The 17,653-nt window shown below is 30.4% G+C and carries 16 protein-coding genes and 3 tRNA genes; 17 read left to right on the plus strand and 2 right to left on the minus strand.

What is annotated here, in order from left to right:
* The first annotated feature begins 2 nt into the window (after positions 1 to 2).
* Genes glmM through BUB65_RS01345 form a run of 8 tightly spaced genes read left to right on the plus strand, consistent with a single transcriptional unit; the run spans position 3 to position 8,660 of the window.
* Positions 3 to 1,283: a phosphoglucosamine mutase gene (gene glmM, locus BUB65_RS01310; RefSeq protein ID WP_073071301.1), complete on the plus strand. Its 1,281-nt coding sequence runs from the start codon at positions 3 to 5 to the stop codon at positions 1,281 to 1,283.
* 13 nt (positions 1,284 to 1,296) lie between these two features.
* The gene (locus BUB65_RS01315) at positions 1,297 to 1,602 is read left to right on the plus strand and encodes a metal-sulfur cluster assembly factor (protein ID WP_073071303.1); all 306 of its coding nucleotides are present in this window, start codon (positions 1,297 to 1,299) and stop codon (positions 1,600 to 1,602) included.
* Entirely contained in the window at positions 1,599 to 2,384 is a 786-nt protein-coding gene (locus BUB65_RS01320; RefSeq protein WP_073071306.1) for a HemK/PrmC family methyltransferase, read from the plus strand. The genes BUB65_RS01315 and BUB65_RS01320 overlap by 4 nt, the downstream gene beginning before the upstream one ends.
* 4 nt (positions 2,385 to 2,388) lie before the next feature.
* Positions 2,389 to 2,844, plus strand: a complete 456-nt coding sequence (gene rplI / locus BUB65_RS01325; RefSeq protein ID WP_073071308.1) for a 50S ribosomal protein L9 — start codon at positions 2,389 to 2,391, stop codon at positions 2,842 to 2,844.
* Positions 2,841 to 3,683 (plus strand): MBL fold metallo-hydrolase, encoded by an 843-nt coding sequence (locus BUB65_RS01330; RefSeq protein WP_073071311.1) that lies wholly within the window; start codon positions 2,841 to 2,843, stop codon positions 3,681 to 3,683. The genes rplI and BUB65_RS01330 overlap by 4 nt, the downstream gene beginning before the upstream one ends.
* Before the next feature lie 8 nt (positions 3,684 to 3,691).
* Positions 3,692 to 4,873, plus strand: coding sequence for a UDP-2,3-diacylglucosamine diphosphatase (locus BUB65_RS01335; protein WP_084727989.1), 1,182 nt, complete (start codon positions 3,692 to 3,694; stop codon positions 4,871 to 4,873).
* Positions 4,870 to 7,461, plus strand: coding sequence for a CBS domain-containing protein (locus BUB65_RS01340; RefSeq protein WP_073071313.1), 2,592 nt, complete (start codon positions 4,870 to 4,872; stop codon positions 7,459 to 7,461). The genes BUB65_RS01335 and BUB65_RS01340 overlap by 4 nt, the downstream gene beginning before the upstream one ends.
* Positions 7,461 to 8,660: a TolB family protein gene (locus BUB65_RS01345; protein ID WP_073071316.1), complete on the plus strand. Its 1,200-nt coding sequence runs from the start codon at positions 7,461 to 7,463 to the stop codon at positions 8,658 to 8,660. The genes BUB65_RS01340 and BUB65_RS01345 overlap by 1 nt, the downstream gene beginning before the upstream one ends.
* Before the next feature lie 4 nt (positions 8,661 to 8,664).
* On the opposite strand, the gene BUB65_RS01350 is transcribed toward BUB65_RS01345, so the two are convergent.
* The gene (locus BUB65_RS01350; protein WP_073071318.1) at positions 8,665 to 9,588 is read right to left on the minus strand and encodes a hypothetical protein; all 924 of its coding nucleotides are present in this window, start codon (positions 9,586 to 9,588) and stop codon (positions 8,665 to 8,667) included.
* A gap of 177 nt (positions 9,589 to 9,765) precedes the next feature.
* Between BUB65_RS01350 and BUB65_RS01355 the strand changes: the two genes are divergently transcribed.
* The 3 genes from BUB65_RS01355 to BUB65_RS01365 all read left to right on the plus strand — a co-directional run bounded on the left by BUB65_RS01355 (position 9,766) and on the right by BUB65_RS01365 (position 10,014).
* Positions 9,766 to 9,841: transfer RNA gene (locus BUB65_RS01355), tRNA-Glu, on the plus strand.
* Between the two features lie 9 nt (positions 9,842 to 9,850).
* Positions 9,851 to 9,925 (plus strand) — tRNA-Val (locus BUB65_RS01360).
* A 13-nt stretch (positions 9,926 to 9,938) separates the two neighbouring features.
* Positions 9,939 to 10,014, plus strand: a tRNA-Phe gene (locus BUB65_RS01365).
* Positions 10,015 to 10,114: 100 nt separating this feature from the next.
* On the opposite strand, the gene BUB65_RS01370 is transcribed toward BUB65_RS01365, so the two are convergent.
* Complete coding sequence (locus BUB65_RS01370; protein WP_073071320.1) at positions 10,115 to 11,191, minus strand: hypothetical protein; 1,077 nt, start codon at positions 11,189 to 11,191, stop codon at positions 10,115 to 10,117.
* Between the two features lie 375 nt (positions 11,192 to 11,566).
* Between BUB65_RS01370 and BUB65_RS01375 the strand changes: the two genes are divergently transcribed.
* From BUB65_RS01375 to argS, 6 genes are read left to right on the plus strand one after another with little or no spacing between them, the layout of a single operon-like run.
* Positions 11,567 to 12,451 (plus strand): PSP1 domain-containing protein, encoded by an 885-nt coding sequence (locus BUB65_RS01375; RefSeq protein WP_073071322.1) that lies wholly within the window; start codon positions 11,567 to 11,569, stop codon positions 12,449 to 12,451.
* Entirely contained in the window at positions 12,438 to 12,578 is a 141-nt protein-coding gene (locus BUB65_RS01380) for a DUF2905 domain-containing protein (protein ID WP_234946701.1), read from the plus strand. The genes BUB65_RS01375 and BUB65_RS01380 overlap by 14 nt, the downstream gene beginning before the upstream one ends.
* Before the next feature lie 3 nt (positions 12,579 to 12,581).
* Positions 12,582 to 13,076: a tRNA (adenosine(37)-N6)-threonylcarbamoyltransferase complex ATPase subunit type 1 TsaE gene (gene tsaE / locus BUB65_RS01385; protein WP_073071326.1), complete on the plus strand. Its 495-nt coding sequence runs from the start codon at positions 12,582 to 12,584 to the stop codon at positions 13,074 to 13,076.
* The gene (lon, locus tag BUB65_RS01390) at positions 13,048 to 15,426 is read left to right on the plus strand and encodes an endopeptidase La (RefSeq protein ID WP_073071328.1); all 2,379 of its coding nucleotides are present in this window, start codon (positions 13,048 to 13,050) and stop codon (positions 15,424 to 15,426) included. The genes tsaE and lon overlap by 29 nt, the downstream gene beginning before the upstream one ends.
* A complete protein-coding gene (yihA, locus tag BUB65_RS01395; protein WP_073071331.1) occupies positions 15,413 to 15,997 on the plus strand; it encodes a ribosome biogenesis GTP-binding protein YihA/YsxC in 585 nt (194 codons plus the stop codon). Before lon ends, yihA begins: the two co-directional genes overlap by 14 nt.
* A complete protein-coding gene (gene argS, locus BUB65_RS01400; protein WP_073071333.1) occupies positions 15,998 to 17,629 on the plus strand; it encodes an arginine--tRNA ligase in 1,632 nt (543 codons plus the stop codon).
* Positions 17,630 to 17,653: the final 24 nt, after the last annotated feature.

The following is a 17,653-nucleotide window of genomic DNA, read 5'->3' on the forward strand; positions in this document are numbered from 1 at the left end:
AAGTGAAGCTTTTTGGAACAGATGGAATAAGGGGAGTTGTTAACGAATTTCTGACTCCAGATTTAGCATTTAGAATGGGGAACGCTGTTGGTAGAATTATTGATGGTAGGGTTTTTGTAGCAAAAGATACGAGAAATACAGGAGATTTACTTGAATCTGCTTTAATTGCAGGTTTAGTTTCTTCAGGAGTAGATGTTTATAGATGTGGTATAATGCCTACTCCTGCCTTGGCTTTAATAACTAAGTTAGAAGACTCAGCTGGTATAATGATATCTGCTTCTCATAATCCCCCTGAGTACAATGGCTTAAAAATCATATTTAAAGGTTATAAGCTACCTGATGAAATTGAAGAAAGAATTGAAAATGAAATGAAAAATATAAAATATGTGAATTATAGCGAAGTAGGAAAGGTGATTGATTACCAATTTGCAATAGAAGAGTATGTAAATTATATTCATAAACTTTATCCAAATTTGAATTTGAATGGTATAAAGATATTAATAGATACAGCAAATGGAGCGACTTTCAATTTAAATCCGATGATATTAGAAAGTTTTGGTGCAAAAATAAAAGTAATTAATAATAAACCAGATGGATTTAACATTAATGATAATTGTGGCTCTACTCATCCTGAACACGCAAGGAAATTTTTAAAAGATGGAGATATTGCAATTCTTCATGATGGAGATGGCGATAGGTGTATTTTTCTTGATGAGTCAGGAGAAGAAGTTCATGGAGATAAAATTTTAGGTATTACTGCTTGTCAGATGAAAAACGAAAACAGACTTTCAAAAAATACAGTTGTGTTAACAATTCTTTCAAATATGGGATTAGAAAAATATTTAACAGATAATGGTATTAGAGTGATTAGAACTAGAGTTGGCGATAGGTATATTTTACAAGAAATGCTAAACAATGGTTTTGTTTTAGGTGGAGAAAGAAGTGGACACATAATTTATTTGGATCGAACTACAACAGGAGATGGTTTAATTACGGCATTAGAAGTATTAAGTGTCATTACAAAGACGGGTAAATCTTTATTTGAGCTTGCAAGTGTGATACCAGATTATCCACAGGTAATGTTAAATTTAAAAGTAGAGAATAAAGAAATTTACAAAAATAAACTTGTATTTGAAAAAATTAAGGAGTATAAAGATTATAGGATAATTATTCGACCGTCTGGGACAGAACCTGTTATTCGAATTTTAGTTGAAGGGCCAAATTTAGAAAAATCGAACGAAATTGCTGAGGAATTTTATAGTTTAATTGAATCATTGCTTTGAGAGGAGTGAGTTGATGGATAAAGTAACAAAAGAAGCCGTTTGGAACAAGTTAAAAGAGGTTATTGATTTTGAAATAGGATTGGATGTAGTTTCCTTAGGATTGATATATGATGTACAAGTTGACGAGAAAAACAATGTATATGTTTTAATGACTATGACTACTCCTATGTGTCCCTTAGCGGGTATGATAATGCAAGATGCGGAGACAAAATTAAGGGAAATAGAGGGAGTGAACGAAGTAAAAGTTGAACTTACTTTTGATCCTCCTTGGACACCCGATAGAATCGATCCAGAGGTGAGAGGTCAATTAGGAATATGAAAATCAAAGAAGCTTTGAAAATCGCAAAAGAAAATGGGCTTCCTGAGTTGGAAGCCCATCTTATTATTTGCAGTATTATTAATAAAAATAAGGAGTTTATTATAGCACATCCTGAGTATGAATTATACGAAGAAAGTTTTATCAAGTTGATAGAAATGAGAAAAGAAGGTTATCCTTTACAATATATAACAAAAGGAAAAGAATTTTTTAAAAGATGGTTTTATATTGAGGAAGGTGTCTTTATTCCACGGTATGAAACGGAATTCTTAGTGGAAGTAGCGATAACTTATATAAAAAAATATAACATAAAAAAATTTTGTGAAATTGGGGTTGGTAGTGGAGCAATAATAATCAGTATTTTGAGTGAAACAGCTACTTTTGGATATGGTACAGATATTTCTCGAAAAGCGATAAAAGTTACAAGTATAAATGCCGAAAGGTTAGGAGTGAAAGATAGATTAGTATTGAAAAAGGGTTCATTTTTAGAGCCTTTTAAAAAAATTTATAATGATTTAGAGTTGATTGTTTCCAACCCGCCCTATGTAAAAATTTATAGTAATCTTCAAAAAGAATTATTTTGGGAACCAAGAGAAGCTTTATTTGCAGGTGAAGATGGTTTAGATTTTTACAAAGAATTCTTAAATATGTATAACTTATCTGGTAAAATTGTAATATTGGAGATAGGTCATGATCAGGGGGATTTCTTTAGGAAAATGGGTTGGAAAGTGTTGAAGGACTATTCAGGTAATGATAGAGTTGCGGTATACAATTCAAGGAGGTGAAAAAGTGAAAGTTGTTTTGTTAAAGGATGTTCATAAAATTGGAAAAAAGGGAGAAGTTAAGAATGTTTCTGATGGATATGCAAGAAATTATTTAATTCCCAAAAAATTAGCTGTTGAGGCAACACCAGAAATTTTAAAGAAATTAGAACTTGAAAAACAAAGACAACTTGAAAAGGAGAAAGAGTTGAAGAAGGAAAGCCAGGAGTTGTTAAAACAATTTCAAAAACAATTGTACAAGATAGAAGTAAAAGCTGGAGGTAGTGGAAAATTATTTGGTGCACTAACTAGTGCTGATATTGCAAATGCAGTCTTTAAAAAGACAGGAAAATATGTGGATAAAAAGTGGATAGTTTTAGATAAACCTATAAAAAAATTGGGGCTCTATGATGTTACTGTCAAATTGCCTGGTGGAGTTTCAGGAATTATAAAAGTAGAAGTTGTACAGGAGGTTAAAAGTTGAATATAATAGGCTATTCAAAAGCTTTATATACAACGTGGGTTTATTATTCTCCTGAAAGAATTTTGTTTGATGCAGGAGAAGGTGTATCTACTATGATGAATAATAAAATTTATGCAATAAAACATATATTTTTAACACATGGTCATGTAGACCATATTTCTGGTTTATGGTCGTTAATTAACACAAGAAATAATGCAATGGGAGATAGAGGAAAAGATTTAAGTATATACTATCCGAAGGGGAACAAAGGGATAGAGGAATATTTAACTTTTATTCGAAAAGTTAATTCAGATTTAAGGTTCAATTTGAATATTTATCCTATTGAAGATGGTAGTGAAATCATTTTGCGTGATTCGAAACAAAATAAAAAGTTTATAAGAGCATTCAAAGTAAAGCATACACAAAATGAAAAAAGTTTTGGTTATCATGTCTTTGAAGAAAGAAAAAAATTAAAAAAAGAATTTCAAAATTTATCTCAAAATGAGATTGCAGAATTAGCTAAATTATATGGAAGTGATTATATAACTGAAAAGTATAACAGTAAAATTTTGACTTTTTCTGGTGATACATATTTATTGAAAAAGAAGGATATAGAAGATACCGAAATACTATTCCACGAATGTACGTTTTTAAACAAAAACGATAGGAAATACAATAATCATGCAACTATCGAAGATATTGTAGAATTAGTAAAAGATACAAAAATAAAGAAATTAATTCTCTATCATATTTCTGGAAGATATTTGAGAAAAGTAGAAAGTATAATCTCAAGATATAGATATGAATTGGAAAATATAGAGTTATATTATATAAAACCTGATAAATTGTTTAAGCTATAGGAGGTTGTATGAAAAGGTATTTGTTTATAAGTGACTTACATATAGGAGATGGAAGTGCAAAAGATGATTTTGAATTTGATAAAGTTTTTGAAAAAACTTTGGAGGATTTTTCATCTTTAAGCGAAGTGGAATTGTTTATAGTTGGAGATGGTTTTGAATTATTGGAAACATCAAAGGTTTCTAAGTTTGGTTTAATTGAATTTGAAGAATTAATAAATAAACTGGAACCGGATATTATTATAGATATTGAAAAAAAGCATCGCAAAGTATTTGATGCATTAAGAAATTTTGCAAAAAATAATAAAATACATTATATAGTTGGAAACCATGATTATTATCTATTAAAAAATTTGAAACTTCAAGAAAAGTTGAAGGAATTAATCCCAAATTTGGAAGTTGAACCATATTTTTATGATGAACATGTGAAATTGTTGGTTATTCATGGAAATCAATTTGATCCTGTAAATAAATTTGCCATAAACAAAAAAAATGGTGAGATTGTCCCGCCTTTGGGTGATTTTATTGTTAGGTATATGATGAGTAATTTTGATAAAAAAATTGAAAATTTTGTTCCACAATATGTAATAAAAGAATATGATAACGTAAGACCTACTCTTGATTTATTTAATTGGTTTGAAGTAATAATGGAAACGTATGATTTGAGCATAGATTTATTTGAAATGTGGATAACTGAATTTTTAAAAATGATGAGGAGTTTAGAAGCCAAGGAATGGATGAAGAACAATTATCCTTTTTTGAGTATTTTTTCTAAAGTATTTTTAAATAGGTTTGGAGGTATAAAATTTGGAGAGTTATTGGTTCGTTTAATTATGAACATAAGGAAAGTTAAGAAAACTGATTATTTGTTAAAAAAAGCCAAAAAGATTCTTTCGGGAAAAATGCAGTTGGAAGAATATTTAGTTGGATACGAAGATGGGAAAGAAATAGGTGATGTTAATGGGGTCATTATGGGGCATATACATCACAATAATTTTAAAATAATTGATGTGGATAATAAACCAAAATATTATATAAATTGTGGTTCGTGGAAACCAATTGTAGAAAAATTAAAAAAGAATTTTTTTCACAAAAAAAACGAATTATTTTATGCCCTCTTAACTTTGGACAAAGATGTTGAAATTACAACTGCAACAATTAATCAGCTAAAAAGACGGGAAGTGGTAACTTGAAGGTAGTAACTACCCACAAAAATCCCGATTTTGATGGATTTGCAGCTGCTTATGCTTACAAAAAGTTGAATCCTGACTTTGAAATTGTTATAAGTGGAAAAATTCAACAAAATCTTGAAGAATTTCTCAGATTATTTGAGTTTAAATACTTAAATGAAAGTGAATGGAAAAATAAAATAGAAAAATTGGTAATTGTTGACAATTCTCTTTTAAGTAGAGTTGGAAAAACAATTTTGGAAATGTCTAAAGATGCAGAAATTTTAGTTTATGATCATCACCCTGATATCAAAAATGTTGATAATAGGTTGGAAATTAATAGTTTTAACGTAGGAGCTATAACTACCTATTTTGTCAAAAAGATAATGAAAAGAAATATAGTCCTAAACGAAAGAGAAGCGACACTTTTTGCTATAGCAATATACGAAGATACAGGTAATTTTTTATATAATACAACTTCACCATTAGATTTTGAAGTAGCAAAATTTTTGATTGAAAATGGAGCAAACATTGATATAATCCACGAGTTTACTACATTAGAATTGAACGCTGAACAGAAAAATTTGTTGAGGATTTTACAAGAAAATTTGGAATCATTTGTAATTCAGGATTATGAATTAACAATTTCTAAAGCTGAAATAGAAAAGTTTATTGGTGGTTTGAATGTCATAACTACCAAATTATGGGATTTTACAAATGATGATACTTTAATTGTTGTGGTTAGAATGGGCAAAAAAACTTATATAGTTGGAAGAACTAAAAATCCAGATGTGAGAATTAAAAAGTTAATGGAGTTTTTTGATGGTACCGGACATGAAAGAGCTGCTTCTGCAACACTTGTTAATGTTTCAGTTGATGAAGTAATATATAAAATTAAAGAAAAATTTCCTGAATGTGTAACTCCTTCATTGAGAGCTAAGGATATTATGTCGTATCCAGTTAGAACTATTCTTGCAAATGAATCAATAAAAAGAGCATATGAAATTATGCAAATAACAGGTCATGGAGGATTGCCTGTAGTTGAGAAAAATAAACTCATTGGTATTGTGACACGAAAGGCAGTTGACAAAGCAATGAATCACAACTTGGAAGACAGACCTGTAAAATCTATAATGAATACAAAATTAATTACTGTAGAAATTGACACTTCGGTTCAAAAAATAAGAGAGATAATGTTAGAAAACGATATAGGGAGAGTCCCAGTATTAGATAAAAACAACATATTAGTAGGAATCATTACACGTTCCGATTTGTTGAGAGCCACAAATTCTGAAAGAAGAGCAAGATTTGTTCTAAAAAAAGAGGATACAGAGGATGTAAAAGATTTAATGTTTGAAAGATTACCTAAAAGATTAATAAACCTTCTTAGGCTTCTTGGAGAATATGGAGAGGAATTAAATATGCCAGTGTATGTTGTTGGGGGATTTGTTAGAGATCTATTACTAGGAATCGAAAATTTTGATGTGGATATTGTTGTTGAAGGTGACGGTTTGGAATATGCTAAATATGTGGCAAAACAACTAGAAGCTACAATGGTTTCTTATGAAAAATTTCTTACAGCCTCTATTTTTTTTAAAGATGGTTATAGGATAGATATTGCAACTGCAAGAACAGAGTATTATGAAAGGCCAGCAGAATTGCCTTTGGTGGATATAAGTACGATAAAAAAAGATTTGTATAGAAGAGATTTCACGATTAACGCAATGGCAATAAAGTTAAATTTAGGGAATTTTGGGGTTTTATATGACTTTTTTGGTTCTAGAGATGACCTGAATAAAGGAATAATACGCGTATTACATAAATTGAGTTTTATAGAAGATCCCACGAGAATAATAAGGGCGGTAAGGTTTGAGCAAAGGTTTGGTTTTAATATCGAAAAAAGTACTTTGGAATTGCTTGAAAGAACACTTGAGGAAGGATACCTAGAAAAGGTGACTGGGCAAAGAGTGAGGCAAGAACTAGAAAAGATTTTAGAAGAGAAAAAGCCGTTGGATGCAATTAAAAGGCTTGCAAACTTAAAAATTTTAAATCATATCTTTGCAAAAACATATTATACTAAGGTTATGGAAGAAAAATTAAAGAGATTATTTGCAGGGTTTCAGGAATTAGAAAAAATATATGGCCAGATTAATAAGTTTTATTGTGTGTTGAGAATTTTGCTAGAATTTTATGATGAACAGACACTAAAAGAAGTTGTGAAAAAATATGGTATTCCCAAGAAATTTGCAGATGATTTAAAGGTTACCGAGAAGAAGGTTGGATTTGTAAAAGAAATGGTTGAAAAAAGGGTAAAATTTTCTGAGTTATATAAAATATTAGGGAAACCTGTTTCGGAAACTGCTGCACATATTGTCGCATATTTGGATCGAGAAGACCGAAAATACTTGTTTGATTATTTGAGAAGAGTTTTCAACACTAAACTTGAAAAAGTTTCAGGAAATATGGTGATCAAAAAATACAATTTAAAAGCTAGTCCTTTAATAGGAAAAATCATGAATGAGCTGTTTTGTAAAAAGCTTGATAACCCTGAAATTGATGAAATAGAGGAACTTGATAAATTGGTCGCTAAGTATTTTGGAGGTGTGAAATAGTGAAAAAGGTAACTATATTATTTCTTTCTTTTCTTTTATTTCTAACGGCATTTTCAATAGATGCGAATGAACATACATATACGATTGGTGTGATTACATTTCTAAGTACAGAAACACAAGCAGTTTTTGAGGATGCAAAAAAAGTTTTGGAAGAAAACTTAGAGTATGGAAATGTATTGTTTATTAATGCTGCTACAGAAGCTACATGTGATGAATATGTAAATCTTTATCTCAGTTATAATGCAACTGATAATGTTTACAAAGCAACTTATGAGGATGGAGATTATCTTGTAAGTTCGATATATTCTCCTGAAGGTTATAAAAGTTATAAAACTTTTTTGATGGAAATTATTTACTATCCTCTTGAGAAGTTGGCTATACATAGGTTGAAAACAAAGGATTTTTCGGGATATTTGAGACTTACGTATTATCCTGGAGTAGATGAATACGGCGATTATTCAAATGGATTGTTTTTATTTATTACTGACAGATTAGCTGGAAATAGAAATATAGCATACATAGATATTTTTTCAAACAAAATAAAATTATTACCAGTTTTTGGCAGTAGTGAGTATTATCCAAAATTTTCACCAAATAGTGAAAGTATTCTTTTTCAAGGTTCTCTTCATGGTTTTTGGAATATTTATGTTATGCCTTTTGGCGATCCAAATTATTCAAGAAAAATCAAGAGAATTTCAAAGGGGAACTTTCCTGCTTACTCCCCTGAATGGTACGATGAAAATACGGTATTGTATATTCAAGATACTGAAACTGGAAATGTTATGATAAAAAAGAACATAAAAACTGGTCAGATTCAGAAGGTAAATACAGTTGGTGCAATGGTGTTTACTCCAAAGGTGTTTAATACTGAAATATATTATACCTCTCTTCAAGGAGCCAATTTTGGAATATATAAGAATGTAGATGGTGAGAATTATAAGGTTGAAGATACTTTTTATAACGAACATGATCCTGTAATTATAGATGCAACTCACATGATCTTCACATCTAATAGAGATGGACTTTACAGAATTTGGATGAAAAATCTTGAAACTGGTTCGGTTACTTGTTTAACTCCGGATTTAAACTATGATGTTTTTTATCCAGCGTATGGTGATGGTATCTTGTTCTTTTCAGTTTATGAAGAGGGGCAGGAACCTGATATTTATGCGTTGAAGTTAAATTTGGATGATATGTAATTTTTTAGATATCAATATTTAGTAAATATTTTTTGAGATTTACATCCCAATCTCTAAATTTATCTCTTGAAATAATTTTTGCCTTTTTTGAAATTGCAAGATTAATTATTAGTTCATCAGCAGGTGAATGAAAATAAACATTCGGAAAATTGAAAATATGGCTTTTATACATATACCTTACGTTTTTATCAAAAACTATATAAAAGGGAAAATAAAGTTTTTTGATTTGAGATAATTGCCAGATAACCTTTTCGATATTGTTTAGAGATGGGGGAATGGTCCAATAAATAATATTATTTCCGTCGAGGATTACTTCACAAACAGGTTTAGAAAATAGAGCTTTTTCAATATATTCATTGATATTAATGGAATCTTTGATTTTTTGTCTCGAGATGGGGTTCAATTCAAATATTAATTCTCTAAGCCATGTGATTTTTTCAAATTCGTAAATTTTTAAGGAGTTTATTTCTGTTATAATCTCAATTAAAAAATCATTTTTTGCGTTTTTGTATGTATCTAAGGCATATAATTGTAAAAAATCATCAAGGTTGCTTTTTTTTAACCGATTTCGCTCACTTTCTATAAAGTGTTTTGAGTATTTTTTCTGAAAATTTGGAAAAGGATATTTTTGAGGATTAGCCCAGAATAAAATCTCAGCAATTTCATTTGGCATAATACCAATTTCTTCGAATAGATTTAATCTAGCTTTTAAAGCACCTTTACCGTATAAAAGATTTGCGGTGTATAAAGAAAAATAACTAATGTCTAGTTTTTTAAGTTTATCTTTTAGTCTTCCTTCGAGATTTTTGATTAAGATTTTGTAATTATTCAGATTTATTGAATTAATATTTTTTAGAATACTAATTATTACGCTTCTTTTTCTTTGTAATTCATGGTATCTATCTAAAAATTCTGGATCGTATATCAATTTAATAACCTCCACAACAGATTTTTATAAATCAAAAGTTATTATAACATATGGAAAATGTGTAAAAGATAATTATTAACTTCTTATTTTTTCAGTTGTCAGTTAAAAGTAACAATTCAAATGCTTGACAAAAGTAGGATTTCTGATATCATATTAATTGGTTTCTTACTTCATTGAGCCCCCATCGTCTAGCGGTCTAGGACACTGGCCTTTCAAGCCAGAGGCACGGGTTCGAATCCCGTTGGGGGCGCCAGGGCAGGAAGGGCGCGTAGCTCAGTGGGAGAGCGCCTGCCTTACAAGCAGGAGGTCGTAGGTTCAAGTCCTGCCGCGCCCACCAAAAGAATACAGGTGGCGAGGTAGCTCAGTTGGTAGAGCAGTGGACTGAAAATCCACGTGTCGACGGTTCGATTCCGTCCCTCGCCACCAGCGTTATTGAAGCAAAAAGCCCCGTTTTTAAGGGGCTTTTTGTTTTTTTGAAATTGTGAACTTTTAGGGATTTTTCAGTTTTGTTATTATCTAATTCAAGTTATTGAATATTAGGTGATACTGGAAGTCCCATAATGTAGCGGATGGTTCTAGTAAGCATAAGGACAAATAAATCTTTATAACTAATGTTATAGTTGTAATTTGGGGGAACTTCCGTAGGACCATTTTCAACGTACCATTCTAAAGGAACTGTGGTAGCAATTACTCTTCCGTATCCGTATCTATATTCTATAAATGTTGGTAGTAGTCCAGTAGTTTCTTGCATATAAATTACCACATTATTTATAAGGTTATTGTTTGTTATTTGAAAACCTCCATGACTGGCAAAATTTCCTACCATTTGGGATGGAAAGTTTATAGTAATTGGATGATTGAAAGTTGCGACATCGTTTGTGCTTTCATAACTATCTCTCCAAGTTACACTTCCTGGAAGCGTAGAAGTAAAATCACCATATGCCCATCCATTATCAGCAGCTACCCATAACATAATTCCTCCATTGTTTATGAAGTTATCAAAAGTGCTTTTATGTGCTGTATAAATGTCATAAAAATCTTGTGGTTGATCTCCTTCGATGATTAAAAGATCACCAAAATTAAATTGAAGATTAGGGGTTCCTCCTCTTAAGCTTCTGTATTCAAATTGGTTGACACCCGCTCCTTCAGTCATACCAATGTTATTGCTTAGTATATCTCCTATAACAGTTGTTGGAACTCCTGCATTTGCCCAACCAGATTCATCTTCGCGAAAGATAACTACATGGTTGACAACTTTTGTAAGAACGAGGTCTTGAACATTTAATAAACCAGTAGCAGAAATTGTAATTGATAAACTTGCAGGAAAATAAATGTTGGAAGGATCTTTAGCAACAATTATATAATCTCCCAATGCCAATCCTGAGAAAGAGTAATTTCCATTTGCATCAGTATTTGTGGTTACAGTTGAAACATTAGAATACAAAGAAATTTCGATTCCTCCATGTTGTCCCAGGTTTTTATCAAAAAATTTGGCAGTTCCTTTTATAGTAGATCCGGTTAAAACAGGAAGTAAATTAAAACAGCCTTGAATGATAATTAGAAGAATAAACATGGAAATGATAATGAGAAAAACTTTTTTCATTTTATCCCCTCCTTTTTCGAATGAAACTCGAAATATCTATTTTTAAATTATTACATAAATATTATATCAACAAAGAATAGGAAATATATTATTTATACATTAATATTATGTAACTTATATAGACTTTATAATTTAATTTTATCTAACTTTTGGAATATTATTTTAAAAAACACTTAAAAATTATTTGATTTGAACAATGATTATTTCTAATGTATAATATATAATGGATGGATTCGAGCACAAAAGACGGGTTCCCCCGTCTTTTAATTTGCATTTTTGAAGAATTTATTTGTTGTTGAGCAAGTAGTTAAAAACTTTTCGTGATATAATAAAATGTAAAGTATTGAAAAATTCGGATACAGGAGGTTAATTATAATGTTTCTGACTGCTGAAGTGTATGGAGTTGAATTAACTCCGTTAGGGCCAATAATTTATTATACTGATAATGGTGAGAAAATTAATGTTAAAGATACGGTAATTGTAATGAGTGAGTTTGGATTAGATTATGGAAAAGTTTTGATTGGTAAAAGAGAAATGAGTATAGAAGACATCGGATATGAATTGAAACCGATTATTAGAAAAGCAACCGAAGAAGATTTGAAAGCTATTAGTGAGAATGAGAAAGAAGCTCAAAGAGCAATTGAAATAACAAAAAAGTTAGTGAAAAAGCATGGCCTTAATATGAAAATACTTTATGCAAAGATGTTGATGGAAAGATCAAGACTTGTTATATACTTTAGTTCAAAGAATAGAGTTGATTTTAGAGAATTAGTCAAAGATATAGCTAAGGAATTCAAAACGAGGATCGAGTTAAGACAAGTTGGTGCAAGGGACGAAATGAAGTTTATAAAGGGGCTTGGGTTATGTGGATTAAAATCTTGTTGTTCTTATTGGTTAAGGGATTTTGATAGTATTACTTTGAAACACGCAAAACGTCAACAGATGATGATAAATACGGCGAAAATTACTGGTCCATGTGGAAGGTTATTGTGTTGTTTGAGATACGAGTACGACTTTTACATCGATGCTTTAAAAAATATACCTGATGAAGGAAGTACTATAAAATATAAAGGCAAAGATGCAAAGGTAATTACAGTAAACGTGTTTCTGTCGAGAGTGACCATTTATACTGAAGATGGTGATACTGTATCATTACCGTTTGAGTATTTTAGGGGTGGAGATAATGTGGAAGTTACTGATAATAGTGGGACTGATATTTCTAACGATCGGAATATTGATGTTTCTGATGGAGAAAATTAAGTTATTTCCTTTACCTGGAGATATAGTGATAAAAAAGAAAGGTTTTGTTATTTTTATACCAATTACTTCGATGATTCTGTTAAGTGTAATTTTAACAATAATTTTGAATTTGATTTTTAGAAGGTGAAAAATGAAGAATATAAAAATTGAAAATGTCACACTTTTGGAATTAAAAGAAATAGCAGGAATAATTGCCGAGAATATTGATGGTTATAGATTTGTTTTTTTAAATGGAGATTTAGGAGTTGGAAAAACTACATTTGTAAGATTTTTTTGTGAAAATTTTGGGATAAATCCTGAGGACGTGAGTAGTCCAACTTTTGCTATTGTAAATATTTATGAAGGGATCAGGTTAATTTATCATGTTGATATATATAGATTGACGGATGTCAATGAACTTTTTTATATTTTAGAAGATCAAATAGAAAACGAAGAAGGAATTTTTTTAATCGAATGGGCTAACTTATTTCCCGAGTATTTTTCTGATGAGAGAGTTGAAATTGAATTGAAACATAAAGAAGGGAATAAAAGAGATTTGATTATAAGAATTTTTGGAGAAAACGCTGAAATCATTGACAAGCTAAGGAGGTGGAATAATGCCAAAAAATTCGAAAGCAAAATTTGAAAAACTAGAAAAAAAAGCTTCAAGATTTAATGAAAAAGAAATTAATATTCCAGATATATTACCGGCAATAGCTATGAGAAGTAATGTTGTTGTTTTTCCAAATACTGTGATGCCATTTTATGTGGGCAGAGAAAAATCTTTGTATGCTTTGGAAGAATCAATGGAAAATTATGATCAACTGTTATTCGTTGTTAATCAAAAAGATCCTTCTATTGAAGAACCTACAGAAAAAGATTTGTTCGAAGTGGGAACTGTTGTTAGAGTAATGCAGTTAGGGAAATTACCAGATGGAACTTTTAAAGTTCTTGTAGAAGGTTTGGTTAGAGCAAAAAGAAGTAAAAAATCTCTTGATAAAAAATATTTTAAGTTTAATATTGAGATATTAAAGAAACGATATCAAAAAACGAAAAAATTGATAGCTCTAATGAGAATAGTAAGAGATGAGATGCAAAAATATATTCAATTTTCAAGAAAACTTCCAACAGAGGCTTTGATGTTTTTGGAAGACATGGAGGATCCTGATGTATTTGCTGATCTTGCAGCATCGATAAGTCCAGGTACATTGGAAGAAAAACAGTCCTTACTTGAGACATTGCATCCGTATGAAAGACTTGAAAAAATTTTAACTTTAATAACTAAAGAAACTGAGCTCTTAGAAATTGAACACCAATTAGATCAAAAGGTAAAACAAAGGATTGAAAAATCTCAAAAGGAGTATTTTTTACGTGAAAAGTTGAGAGTTATACGTGAAGAACTAGGAGGAGAAGAGGATGCAGAAATTAAAGAATTAGAGAAACGAATAGAAGAAGGCGATTACCCCGAATTCGTAAAGGAAAAAGCGAGATTTGAACTTAACAGGTTAGAAAAGATGTCACCTTATTCTCCAGAAGCTAATGTTATACGAAATTATTTGGATTGGATTTTAAATTTACCTTGGAATGAAAAATCTAAAGATAATTTAAATATAAACCATGCGAAAGAACTTTTGGAAAAAGATCATTATGGCCTTGAAGAACCAAAACAGAGGATTTTAGAATTTTTAGCAATGCGGAATTTGTCGAAAACAATGAAAGCACCGATTATTTGTTTTGTAGGTCCTCCTGGAGTGGGAAAAACTTCTTTAGGTAAGTCGATATCTAAAGCAATGAATAGACAATTTATGAGAATGTCGTTAGGTGGCCTTAGAGATGAAGCTGAAATTAGGGGGCATAGAAGAACGTATGTGGGTGCTTTACCTGGACGAATTATGCAATTAATAAGGAAAGCTAAGGTAAAAAATCCTGTTATATTACTCGATGAGATTGATAAAATGGGTATTAGTTTTCAAGGAGACCCAGCATCTGCATTACTAGAAGTTTTGGATCCAGAACAGAATAAAGAATTTGTAGATTTGTATATTGAACTTCCTTTCGATTTATCAGAAGTATTGTTTATTACTACAGCAAATACGTTATACAATATTCCTGAAGCTTTGAAAGATAGAATGGAAATTATAGAAATTCCAAGTTACACAAATGTTGAAAAATTTTATATAGCAAGAGATTATATTGTTCCAAGGGCACTTGATGAGTTGAAGACTGAAAAAAATAAAATTTTATTTAGAGAGAAAGCAATAGAAAGGATTATTTCTGAATACACTATTGAACCTGGAGTAAGAGAACTAGAAAGAAAGATAAGGGCTATTATACGAAAAGCTGCACTTGAAATAGTGAATGGCAAAAATAGAGTCTATATCACTGAGAAGCGTGTAAAAGAATTTCTAGGAGCCCCAAGAATAAAAGAAGAAGGTATACTTGAAAAACCAACAATAGGAGTAGCTACGGGTCTTGCATGGACTCCATATGGTGGAACGACCTTATTTATTGAAAGTATATTATTTCCTGGTAAAGGTTCATTAATTATTACAGGACAATTAGGTGAGGTAATGAAAGAATCCGCTAAAATTGCTTTAAGCTTGACAAAAAGAATTTGTGGAGAAAAATTTTCGCAAGTTTTTGAAAAGAGTGATATACATATTCATGTTCCAGAAGGTGCTGTTCCAAAAGATGGGCCGAGTGCAGGAGTTACTATAGTTACTTCTCTAGTTTCAGCAATAAAGAAGGTGCCAATAAAAAACAATATTGCAATGACAGGTGAAATTACACTTAGAGGTAGAGTGCTACCAGTTGGAGGTATAAAAGAAAAAGTATTAGCCGCTTACAGAAAAGGTATTAGGAAAATAATTTTGCCCAAATTAAATGAATACGATATTGAAAAGGTGCCAAAAGAAGTGTTAGATGAAATGGATTTTGTTTTTGTTGAAGACATAGATGAAGTGTTAAAGGAGGCATTAGTGAGTGAAAATAAATAGTGTTAAATTGTTTAAAACCATATACACTCCTAAAGATATATTTCCAGAACCGCGAGCAGGAGAATTTGTCTTTGTGGGTCGATCAAATGTTGGAAAATCGACTTTACTCAATATTATAACAAATCAAAACATTGCACGTGTGAGTAAAAAACCTGGAAAAACGAGATCAATAAACTTTTATTTGATAAATAACAAATTTTACTTTGTGGATTTACCAGGTTATGGTTATGCAAAAGCTTCTGCAATTGAAAAAGAGAGATGGAGAAGAATTATTGAAAATTACTTTGAGGTTAGGAGTTGGAATATAAAACTAGTTTTTGTATTGATTGATGGTAGACATGAATTACAAAAAAATGATCAATTGATTCTTGATTGGTTAAAGGAGTTGGAGTTACCTTTTTCTGTTATTCTTACTAAAATTGATAAGTTAAAAATGTCGGAAAAAGTTAGAATGACAAGATATTATAAAAAACTTTTAGGGGACAAATATATACTAATCCCCTATTCTGCAATCACGAAAGAGGGTGTACCTAATATTCTTAGATTGATTGAACAACTTGGAGGTGAGTAAATGTTAAGGAATTTGATATATGAAAGATTGAGAAGTATACAATCTGAAATGGGATTTGATTATGAATTTAATATTGAAATTCCTGATGAAAGATTCGGAGATTATTCTTCAAATATAGCACTTATTGGTTCAAAATATTTTAAGAAGCCTCCAATTGAAGTAGCCAATTTTTTCCTTGAAAAATTAAATGATGATCCATTATTTTCTGAAATAAATGTTGCAGGGCCTGGTTTTATTAATTTTAGAATTTCAAAGACTTTTTATATTGATATTTTGAATGATATGCTTACTAAAGGGGAAGAATATTGGAAGGCTAAAAAAAATGGGAAAAAAGTACAATTTGAATATGGTAGTGCAAATCCAACTGGACCGTTTACAGTTGGACATGGAAGACAACTAATAATCGGTGATGTACTTTCTAATGTGTTTGAATTCTTAGGACATGATGTAACCCGTGAAATGTACCTAAATGATGCTGGAAGACAAATAAAACTTCTTGGAAAATCTCTTTGGGTTAGATATAACGAGTTATATGGAAAACATTTTGAAATTCCGGAAGATGGATACAAAGGAACATATTTAATTGATATTGCGAAAAAGTTAAGTGTTGAGATTGGTGATAAATACGTTGGTAAGTGGGATGAGCAAATAGAAAAGATTTTTATGAAATACGCGGTTGATAATATTTTGGATTCAATGTATGGTACTTTATCAAAACTTGACAATCATTTCGATTCGGTTGTAAGGGAAAGTTCAATAATCGAAAAAGGTTTAGTAAATGAGATTTTAACAAAATTTGAAAGTAAAGGATTAATTTATGAAAAGGACGGGGCAATATGGTTCAAAGTTTCAGCACTTATTGATGAAGAAGATAAAGTTTTGGTAAGAAGTGATGGAACATATACTTATTTTTTAACAGATATAGCTTATCATTATGATAAATTCCTTCGAAAATATGATAAAGTGTATGATATTTTTGGAAGTGATCACCATGGTCATATTCCAAGAATGAAAGCTTCTATGAAAGCTCTTGAAATACCCGATAAATTCTTAGACTTTATTGTACACCAATTTGTTACTTTAAAAAGGAAGAACAAAGTAATTAAAATGAGTACGAGATTCGGACAATTTGTTACGTTGGATGAATTAATTGATGAAGTTGGAAAAGATGCAACAAGATATTTCTTTGTTATGAATGATATTAATACCCATTTGAATTTTGATTTGGATCTTGCGAAATCAAATACTGTAGATAATCCAGTATTTTATGTTCAATATGCTTATGCACGAATAAATAATATTTTTGAAAAGGCAAAAGAAAAGGGAATAAGATTTAGTGTAAGAGAAAATATAGAAGAGTTGGTAAAAGACAATGAAATGACTTTGATAAAATTACTTGATGAACTGTCTTTTACGCTTGAGGATATTACAGAAAAATTATCTCCTCATATTTTAACGAACTATATATATAACTTATCAGAGAAATTTCATAGTTTTTACGCTAAAGAAAAAATTTTGGATATAAACAACCTTTCTTTAACAAATGCAAGGTTGAATTTGTTGAGTGCAATGAAAATAGTATACGAAATTGTATTCAAACTTCTTGGAATATCTGCACCAAAATATATGTAATTTGTAAAAATTTGGAGGCGAAAT

This window comes from Thermosipho atlanticus DSM 15807 (assembly GCF_900129985.1).
Taxonomy (GTDB): Bacteria; Thermotogota; Thermotogae; order Thermotogales; family Fervidobacteriaceae; genus Thermosipho_A; species Thermosipho_A atlanticus.